The organism is Moorena sp. SIO4A1 (assembly GCF_010672065.1).
In the GTDB taxonomy this organism is placed as follows: Bacteria; Cyanobacteriota; Cyanobacteriia; order Cyanobacteriales; family Coleofasciculaceae; genus Moorena.
This window is the reverse complement of sequence record NZ_JAAHHX010000123.1, coordinates 1-8,664: the sequence shown is the minus strand read 5'-3', so window position 1 is coordinate 8,664 and position 8,664 is coordinate 1. Positions and strand designations below refer to the sequence as shown.

General features: G+C 45.4%; 12 protein-coding genes. 7 read left to right on the top strand and 5 right to left on the bottom strand.

What is annotated here, in order from left to right; translation table 11 throughout:
• Together F6K53_RS34285 and F6K53_RS34280 are read right to left on the bottom strand one after the other, a co-directional pair.
• Positions 1-874 (bottom strand): DUF4351 domain-containing protein (locus tag F6K53_RS34285; protein ID WP_293083778.1); only part of this gene is annotated, 874 nt, incomplete at its 3' end.
• 65 nt (positions 875-939) lie between these two features.
• The gene (locus F6K53_RS34280) at positions 940-1,260 is read right to left on the bottom strand and encodes a hypothetical protein (RefSeq protein WP_293070006.1); all 321 of its coding nucleotides are present in this window, start codon (positions 1,258-1,260) and stop codon (positions 940-942) included.
• 142 nt (positions 1,261-1,402) lie between these two features.
• Here F6K53_RS34280 and F6K53_RS34275 point away from each other — a divergent pair, with 142 nt between their 5' ends.
• From F6K53_RS34275 to F6K53_RS34265, 3 genes are all read left to right on the top strand, one after another.
• Positions 1,403-1,531, top strand: a complete 129-nt coding sequence (locus F6K53_RS34275) for a hypothetical protein (RefSeq protein WP_293035865.1) — start codon at positions 1,403-1,405, stop codon at positions 1,529-1,531.
• A 75-nt stretch (positions 1,532-1,606) separates the two neighbouring features.
• Positions 1,607-1,807, top strand: coding sequence for a hypothetical protein (locus tag F6K53_RS34270; RefSeq protein WP_293070008.1), 201 nt, complete (start codon positions 1,607-1,609; stop codon positions 1,805-1,807).
• An 88-nt stretch (positions 1,808-1,895) separates the two neighbouring features.
• A complete protein-coding gene (locus F6K53_RS34265; RefSeq protein WP_293083775.1) occupies positions 1,896-2,348 on the top strand; it encodes a helix-turn-helix domain-containing protein in 453 nt (150 codons plus the stop codon).
• 229 nt (positions 2,349-2,577) lie between these two features.
• On the opposite strand, the gene F6K53_RS34260 is transcribed toward F6K53_RS34265, so the two are convergent.
• The gene (locus F6K53_RS34260; protein ID WP_293070010.1) at positions 2,578-4,668 is read right to left on the bottom strand and encodes an ATP-binding protein; all 2,091 of its coding nucleotides are present in this window, start codon (positions 4,666-4,668) and stop codon (positions 2,578-2,580) included.
• A 73-nt stretch (positions 4,669-4,741) separates the two neighbouring features.
• On the opposite strand from F6K53_RS34260, the gene F6K53_RS34255 reads away from it, so the two are divergent.
• Positions 4,742-6,103, top strand: coding sequence for a DUF4157 domain-containing protein (locus F6K53_RS34255; RefSeq protein ID WP_293070012.1), 1,362 nt, complete (start codon positions 4,742-4,744; stop codon positions 6,101-6,103).
• Between the two features lie 269 nt (positions 6,104-6,372).
• Here the strand turns inward: F6K53_RS34255 and F6K53_RS34250 are convergent, their stop codons facing one another.
• Positions 6,373-6,948, bottom strand: a complete 576-nt coding sequence (locus F6K53_RS34250) for a transposase (RefSeq protein ID WP_293070014.1) — start codon at positions 6,946-6,948, stop codon at positions 6,373-6,375.
• Positions 6,949-7,205: 257 nt separating this feature from the next.
• On the bottom strand, positions 7,206-7,430 hold the full coding sequence (locus F6K53_RS34245; RefSeq protein WP_293029802.1) for a hypothetical protein: 225 nt from the start codon (positions 7,428-7,430) through the stop codon (positions 7,206-7,208).
• Between the two features lie 156 nt (positions 7,431-7,586).
• On the opposite strand from F6K53_RS34245, the gene F6K53_RS34240 reads away from it, so the two are divergent.
• Genes F6K53_RS34240 through F6K53_RS34230 form a run of 3 tightly spaced genes read left to right on the top strand, consistent with a single transcriptional unit; the run spans position 7,587 to position 8,640 of the window.
• A complete protein-coding gene (locus F6K53_RS34240; RefSeq protein WP_293070016.1) occupies positions 7,587-7,889 on the top strand; it encodes a DUF433 domain-containing protein in 303 nt (100 codons plus the stop codon).
• Between the two features lie 2 nt (positions 7,890-7,891).
• Positions 7,892-8,347: a DUF5615 family PIN-like protein gene (locus tag F6K53_RS34235; RefSeq protein WP_293045919.1), complete on the top strand. Its 456-nt coding sequence runs from the start codon at positions 7,892-7,894 to the stop codon at positions 8,345-8,347.
• A gap of 20 nt (positions 8,348-8,367) precedes the next feature.
• Positions 8,368-8,640: a BrnT family toxin gene (locus tag F6K53_RS34230; RefSeq protein WP_293045916.1), complete on the top strand. Its 273-nt coding sequence runs from the start codon at positions 8,368-8,370 to the stop codon at positions 8,638-8,640.
• Positions 8,641-8,664 lie beyond the last annotated feature (24 nt).

The following is an 8,664-nucleotide window of genomic DNA, read 5'->3' as shown; positions in this document are numbered from 1 at the left end:
CTGTGGCCATCAACTCTTCTAATTGTTCGAGAGTTAAGGCTTGAATTCTGACGGATATCTCGACAGGAATCTCTGAAAATCGCAGTTTAAGGATGCGCTCTAAACTCCCTCGACGTTCTTGTTGGATGCCTTGTTCAATCCCTTGTTCAATCCCTTGTTCAATTCCTTGTTCAATCCCTTGTTCAATCCCTTGTTGGATGCCTTGAGCAAGACCCTCTTGTAAAATCTCTTGATACCAGGGTGATTCTCGTAATACTGTCATATCCCACCTCATGATTTGTTGAATTAAAGGTATCTCTAGCACAAAACTAGCAAAGAACGCTAAGAGCGGTTCTAGTTGATTCAAGGTTTGATCTGCTCGTAAAGCCTGCACCGCTGACCGCAATTTTGATTCGCTACCACCTCCAAATAAGATTGGGACAAATGGAAATAGGGGAGGCAAAGGTTGTTCTAATACTAATTCAGCCTCTACTTCCCAGAGATTAATTACCCGATAATCTTGACGCGCCTTTAATCCCATAAATTCCCTGTCGTAACAGTCAACGATTGTGACTGTGGCTGGGGGCGGCAAGATGTTAATTAATACTGGATAAGCGGATAGGTTGTATTTTTCCTCAGCTAAAGCCACATAATTGCGCATTCTCTGAGGCATGTTCTGGTCATAGCGTAGTTGTAATTCATTGAGAATCAGAAATTCTTGATGTTCAGGACTAGAAGCTTTGACAATCACATCGCTTTCGCGACTAATCCATTGAAACTCAGCATCGAGTAACTGAGATGCCCGCACTTGGGGATTACCGGTTACCCATTGCACCCAAGCATTAGGAGCGAGACTGATTAGGCGTTTGCTACCAATATCTGCACGTTTTGCCATACAATACAATTGATCGAATCAAGAATAATTTTTGAGTTACATCCAGGACTATTTCTGGAATCAAACTAAAATTTGATTAGTGAAGAGCTGGGCTTTTCAGACTTCCTGTTTCTTACAGATTCTTCGTCTGTAGACTCGCCGTCTATAGACTCGCCGTCTATAGGGTCTCCTAAATCGAAGATAATAATAAATTTTTGATCAGGCATCAGCCGTTTAAGGGCCTGCAAGTGACCCTCAGCGTCAGAACGGTTGCGGAAACGACGAACAACCACCCGCTGCATGTCTTGATGCAGTCGCTCATGGGGGAAACCCCCAAGACCGCGCTGCATCGCTTTAGGCAATAGACGAATGATTGCCCATGGATATAGGCGTTGAGAGTACGACATAAAATATTAGGTATCTCCTTAACTGGGGCTCTAGAGCCAGCCGGAGACCCGGGAAAAATCAGCGGCTGGCTCTTACCGTGGAACGTTTTAGCGTCCACGGTATTTTTATTATAGCACAAAAAAACCTTCATTATAACATTTTGTGAAAACTTTTGTAACAAATTTGGGAGTAGGGAACAGGGAACAGGGAATCGGGAGTCGGGAGTGGGGAATCGGGAGTCGGGAATCGGGAGCAGGGAGTAGGGAGCAGGGAGTAGGGAGCAGGGAGTAGTGGAGTAGTGGAGTGGGGAAAAATCCTGTGTACCCAACTAATTAATTAGTTAATTTTTGTAGATAACTATATGTGATGGGAGCTTGGAGCTGCTACGCGATTGACCTTGGCCAAAAGGCCACGCTACGCGAATGGTCACGCTACGCGATGCTCCTTTGGAGCCGCTACGCGAACGCATCCACCGAGTATCCTAAACTCTTCCGTTTCTTCCCGATTCCCGATTCCCGACTCCCGATTCCCGATTCCCGATTCCCAATTCTGAATTCTAAATTCTAAATTCTAAATTCTAAATTCCCTCAAGTTGTCAATTTTCCTTTTATCCATTAAACTAGTATTATCGGAATATTTAAGGGAGAGTCCACTGATGAACAAGTGCGTTGGAACTACTGAAGCAGCATCTCTATTAGGAATTTCCTCTCGAAGATTGCGCCAACTCCTAGAGAAGGGTCGGGTCCGGGGTGCCTATAAAAGCGGAAAATTCTGGATTATTCCTCTGTTCAACCATTTGCCACAAATTACTAAAGGTAATCGTGGACCAAAGGGGAAATGGCGCACTAGTCGTCCGCCAGCTTTAGCGAAGATTAATGTCAATCGCAATCACATTGGCTCGAATATGAAGAAAAGCCCCAAAGACCGGAAGCCAGTGATTTCAGTAAAACGAAAGGGCACTAATCTCTACGGTAATGAAGTCGAAATCCTTGGTCCGTGTAAGATTGTTTATCAGCCGGATAATCCCCTTGATTGTGGTGCTCGTTTGTGGATCGAAACCTTCAGTGATATTCACTTTATTGGTGGTAGTTTTCCGGCTATTAGCTAAGTCTTTGACACTCCCCGTCCTAGTTATTGTAGGGTGGGCAAATCGACCCGATTCCAGATCAAATTGTCAGAGGATAAGCATTTGCCCACCCTACGCCGCTATCTTTTCGAGCGGGCAGGATGCCCACTCTACCCATTACCTATTACCCATTCCCCATTCCCCATTCCCCATTCCCCATTACCTATTACCTATTACCTATTACCCATTCCCCATTCCCCATTCCCCACAACTAAAACCAGCCTTCAATCTCTTCGTTTGTCAACATTTTCTTCAACTTAAGATATTCCCGTTTTGTTGCTTCGTAGATTAGTTCCATGTTCACGGCTTCATCGGCGGCGGCGGCCAAAAAAGCGGCATTTAGGGCAATATTGCGAATATTTCCGCCTGCTATATTGAGTTGACCCAGTTTCTGGTAATTTAAGTTAAGGGTTGGGGTCTGGGCTGGAAAAATGCGCTGCCAAATTTGGGTACGGATTTCGGGTCCGGGAAACGGAAACTCGACCACAAAGCGAATGCGGCGCGAAAAGGCACTATCGAGAGCGCTTTGGAAATTGGTGGTCAATATAGCTAACCCTTGATAGGCTTCCATACGTTGCAGCAAATAGCTGACTTCGATGTTAGCGTGGCGGTCGTGACTGTCTTTAACTTGGGTACGCTTACCAAACAGGGCATCGGCTTCGTCAAACAGTAGAATAGCACTACCGGTTTCAGCTGCATCAAAGATCCGCCGCAGATTCTTTTCCGTCTCACCAATATATTTACTGACAACTCGACTTAGGTCGATGCGATAAAGATCCAGACGAAATTCCTGGGCTAATACCTCTGCTGCCATGGTTTTACCAGTACCGCTAGCACCGTAAAATAGGGCGCTGATGCCCAAACCCCGGTCGCCTTTTTGGGCGAAACCCCATTGCTGATAGACTTTATACTGGTGTCTGAGATGAGTGGCAATATCGCTCAGAAGCAGCCGTTGTGGGGTAGGTAATACCAGATCGTCCCAGGTAGCCGTAGCATTGATCGGTTGCGCTAAGTGGTCTAATTGATTACGGGCGAAATGGCGGCAGATATCCCATAATTGAGTTGATTGGTGGGTTTCGTCTTTGAGATTTTTGCCCCCTAAATCCCCCAATTCTGGGGGACTTTGAAATCTGTCTCCCCCAGGTTCCCCTCCTGGGAGGGGGTAGGGGTGGGTTAGGGCGCTCTTGGGGCTAGATCCGGGATTTTGTGGGAATTTTGAATTTTGAATTTTGAATTGATCACAGGCGGCTTGAATAGTAGCAGTATTGAGGTTAAACTGCACGGCGATGCGCTCAAGTTGACCGTTAAGTTCTGCTGCTGCTGACCCTATATGGCTTTCCCACAGGTCATATTGTTCCTGGTGGCTCAATGGGGGGATGTCTAGGTTTACAATAGTCCGCTGACAGTCAATTTTTCGGTCATTGCTGCTGAGGATTAAACGAGTATTGTTACTATCAATAAATTTGCTCAGAGCTGACTCCCGCCCAGGCTCAGAAAAATTATAACTATCGCAGTCAATAAACAGGACACTATTGCTAAGTTTGGCTTCCCTTTGCCAACGCTTCGCGAGTTGGTAGACATCCTGGGGCTTGGTGGTCAGAGCGGCAGGGTCGAGAGTATGTAACTTTTTCCCCAAATCCTGACAAGTGGCGGAGGCAATTTGGTATTTTGTGGTACGGTCCGAGCCAGATAATTGCACCACGGGATAGCTATTTGTCCCCTCGCCCCCAGACCAAATGGTTTTCAATTGCGACCCTATACTTAACTGAGAGGGAGGCAAAAAAAGAGGGTTAGTCTGAGGCGGTTGGGGTATGATCTTGCCTGCTAATTCCTGGTCTGTGGCATCGTATCCTAACAGAAAGCAGAGGATTTGCTGGTCAATATGGAGGGGGGACTTGGTTAGGATTCTTCCTGGTTCAATCTGGAGCAGTTGCCAGTAAAATAAAGGGCTTTGGGGAGAAAGGACATGCCAACTGGCTCCGGGAAGGGCGTCTATAGCTAAACTAAGAGTAGGATAGTTTTTGTGAGGATGATTTTTTTGGGCAATGGCCACCAAAGACTGGAACATAGGTTCTATTTCCTGGCCCACGCACATTAGCAGGATATCCCTTTCAAATGGGGAGAGATAGAAGTGGTAACATAGTTGAGCCAGGGCAGAAGTATCGTCAACAATTTCAGTAACGATTTGTTGATTTTCTTTACCTTCTATGTATTTTTCTAAATAGTTACGAACTCGCTCGATTTCTAGAAACAGAGAACTAATATTAGAGTGATACCAGTTGGTTTGAGAAAGGGGTGCCATGTCGCGCTCCTGGTAGACGGTGGGATCGACTGATATTCTTTTCTAATAGGGTACAAGGTAAAAGGAAATAGCTATGCGCACTACTCATACCTATAAACCGAAATATTCTCACTCTACCTCGTTGTCAATAGCTCAAAAAAAGAAAGACTCCAGACGGAAAGGTTATAGAGAAATATTGGAAGCAGAGGAAAGGGAGTGGAACGCCGAAGATGCGGTAGGGGAATGGGGAAGTATGAGTGCGAAGGTGATGCGCACCTTAGAATCAGGAGTAACCCAACCGGAAAGGGGAAGGAGAGAAATGGGGCTGCAAGGGAAGTTTTCTTTTGGACAGCCGGGAGATAGAACCAGGCAAGGGGCGAATCACGGTGGGCATAAGGTGTTGCAGCCTAAAAGGATGATGGTGCAGCTCAGAGCACAACCGTTGACGGGGGATGAGCTGACTTATGGCGATAGCATGAGGGAATCGAGGAGCCAAAAGGAAAACAAAACGGGCTTGCCTGATCGCCTCAAGGCAGGAATAGAGAACCTCTCGGGCTATTCGATGGATGATGTGAGGGTACATTACAACTCGTCGAAACCTGCACAATTGCAGGCATTGGCGTATGCACAGGGGACGGAGATTCATGTTGGGCCGGGGCAGGAGAAGCATTTGCCCCATGAGGCTTGGCATGTGGTCCAGCAGAAGCAGGGAAGGGTGCAACGGTTAAGAAAGGAAAAAGGAGTGAGAAAAAAAGAGGAAAGACAATTGGAGGAAGAAGCGACAGCGATGGGGTCATTGGTATTAAGGAAGGTAACAAAGGAAGAAAGCCGGGAGTTGGAAACAGAAAAGGAGGAAAAAGGTGGGTGTGAGAAGTCGTTAAGTGTTTTAGGTGTTGGAGTAGCGACCCTTGCGGACGGTGCCATTATTGAACGTGAAAATGAAGCAAGGTTCAACCAGACAAAGGCGGACTTGGGAGTTTGTTACAACCATTACGATCCAAAACCCAAAAAACCGCTCCAAAAAATGACCAGTGACGCAACGGAAGAGGAAGATGTGTTAGATTCGTTAGAATTTACGGTTGTCGTAGAAATGGGTTTGGGATTAAGGAGCGAGGTAGCAGGCGGTCAAGTAAGTGGAACAAAAGCCGCATACAGTATGGATATGAATGTAGCGGTAGCGGAGGCCATGAGCGGCTTACCTAGCAACTGGTCGAATTTATTAAAAGGTACAATCGATTTGTGTTATGGCTATGAGAATAGCTCAAGCAGATCTCTGCTTATAATGGATAGAGCATGGGGTAAATCAGAGGATTATGGCGGTACATTCCCCAAGTGTAACAGTGCTAGTGGGAATGTATTATTCCGCCAAAGTCAGTCCATAGGAAAGGACAAAATGTACAATTGGGTAATCGAAAAAATAAAAGAGATAACCAAGGAAAAATACCCGGAAGCGTAGGATTGATCAAGGTTAGGAGTGCGTACGCAGATCTAGTAGGGTGGGCAAATGGACATGACTCGTGATCAAATTGCCAAACTCTCAGAAGTTGCCCACCCAACCCGACTACCCTAGGGCATGCGATCACCTATGTTGTTGGTTGCGTTCAAGCAAAGTGTTCGCTCTTGTCGGGTGGGCAAATGGACATGATTCGAGATCAATTGGTCAAACATTAATAATTTGCCCACCCTACGCCAACGCCACTACCCCACATTAATAATTTGCACACCCTACTCCCCTGCAAAATCTTCTAAATCGCTAAAATCTAGAACTTGTGGTAAATTACTCCCACAACAACACCCCCAATCGGGTTCATACCTGCCTCGCTCCACCCATTTGTGAAAACTGGAATATTCCCACAAATGAGGACAAGACACCAAACCATGTTTAACCGGATTATAGTGAATATAATCTATATGTCGGTGTAAATCATGGTCATTACGAATGGTATGCTCCCAAAACCGACGTTGCCAGACATTGCTTTCTCGATGCTTACGACGAGAAGCAGAAACATCTACCTCAAATGAGCGTTTTCCCGGTAAAGACCGGGTAAATAATACCTTTAACCGAGACACTCGCATAGAATAATTAGAATCATCCGGTGGTAACGACCAGATAAAATGAAGATGATCCGGTAACACAACGGCTGCAGTGATGTCAAAGGGTTTTTCTGTCCGCATTTTCGCCATGGCCTTCCGTAACCTTATTATATTCTCAACATCTGAAAATAGAGGAATACGGCGATAAGTGACTATTGTCAGAAAAAATACTCCTCCTGGCACATAAGAACGACGATAGTTCGACATATTGAGATATTGATGGTGGCGAGCATCCTCTGTTTCAGTTTAATCCCGATTCAGAGTAGGGTGGGCAAATGGGGATGAGCACGCTGAGTGCGTACGCGGATAAAGTAGGGTGGGCAAATAGTCAGGATATATGATGAAATTGCCTTCGGTACAGAATTTGCCCACCCTACCCGACGGAATTGCGATCTACTTGTAGTAGGGTGGGCAAATGGACTAGATTTATGATGAAATTGCCTTCGGTACAGAATTTGCCCACCCTACCCGACGGAATTGCGATCTACCCGACTATTGGTTAATGGTTGATGATTTGCCGACCCTACCCCTTGCTTGTAGTAGGGTGGGCAAATAGTCAGGATTGATGATGAAATTGCCTTCGGTATAGTATTTGCCGACCCTACCCGCTCCGAATGCGATCGCACTTGTCGGGTGGGCAAATAGTCAGGATATATGATGAAATTGCCTTCGGTATAGTATTTGCCCACCCTACCCCTACCGAATGCGATCGCACTCTTGTAGTTTGGTGGGCAAATGGTCTTGGGTTCCTGATGAAATTGCCTTCCGTTTAGTATTTGCCCACCCTACCCGCTCCGAATGCGGACGCACTATATTTTAAAATAAGGGAAAAACCCCCCATATCTATGGTCGAAACCCCTTGGCAACCCTTACCGACATTGGCTTGCCTGATCACAACTGATGCCAATAGTAATCGTCCAGTCATTGCAGGAACTCGAACCTCTGTGCGCCGAATTGCTGGCCTATATAATCAAGGTAACAACGCCGAAGAAATAGCCAGACGATTAAATCACCTAACAATCACTCAAATTTATGCTGCCTTAACGTATTATCATGCTAACCGTCTCGAAATTGACCAAGATATAGCAGCCGAACAAACCGCCTATGAAGAACTCGCCAAACAACATTATCAGGCAACCAAACCCTAAAAATGACACAAATTCGTCTTTATTTAGATGAAGATAGCATGGATAGCGATCTGATAACGGCCTTGCGTCTTCGCAACGTGAATGTTGTCTCGACAGGGGAAGCTCAAATGTTGTCCCGTAGCGATGAAGAACAATTACAATGGGCCTATGACCATCAGCGTGTTATTTATAGCTTTAATGCCCGAGACTTTTATAGAATTCATACTAATTTTATCGAGAAAAAACAAGAGCATTCAGGGATTATTTTAGGGTTTCAAAACTATTCCATTGGTGAACAAATGCGGCGGATTTTAAGGATAATTGCCACGCTCATCAGCAGAAGACATGAAAAATCAAGTAGAATTTTTAAGTGCTTGGGGAGAATAATAGCGTACGCTTCTCCCAACACACCAACCGAGTGCGTTCGCGTAGCGTGGCCTACGGCCAATCGCACTACATTAATCTTGACTAGACTTTAAGTTATACATATAATATATGTATGACCTTTGAATATGATCCAAGAATTGCAAAAACCAATTGGCAAAAGCATGGTGTTTCCTTTGCGGAAGCTGAAATGGTGTTTTTCGATCCCCTTGCCATTCATGACATTGATCCAGATTCGATTAGTGAAGAACGTTTCATCGCAGTGGGAATAGGAAACTCTGGATTACCATTGGTCGTTGTATATACCATGCGCGGTGAGGTGATTCGATTAATTTCTGCTCGTCGCGCCACAAAACAGGAGACAAAAGCTTATGAGAAAGGAATATGATTTTTCTAAAGGAAAACGAGGAGC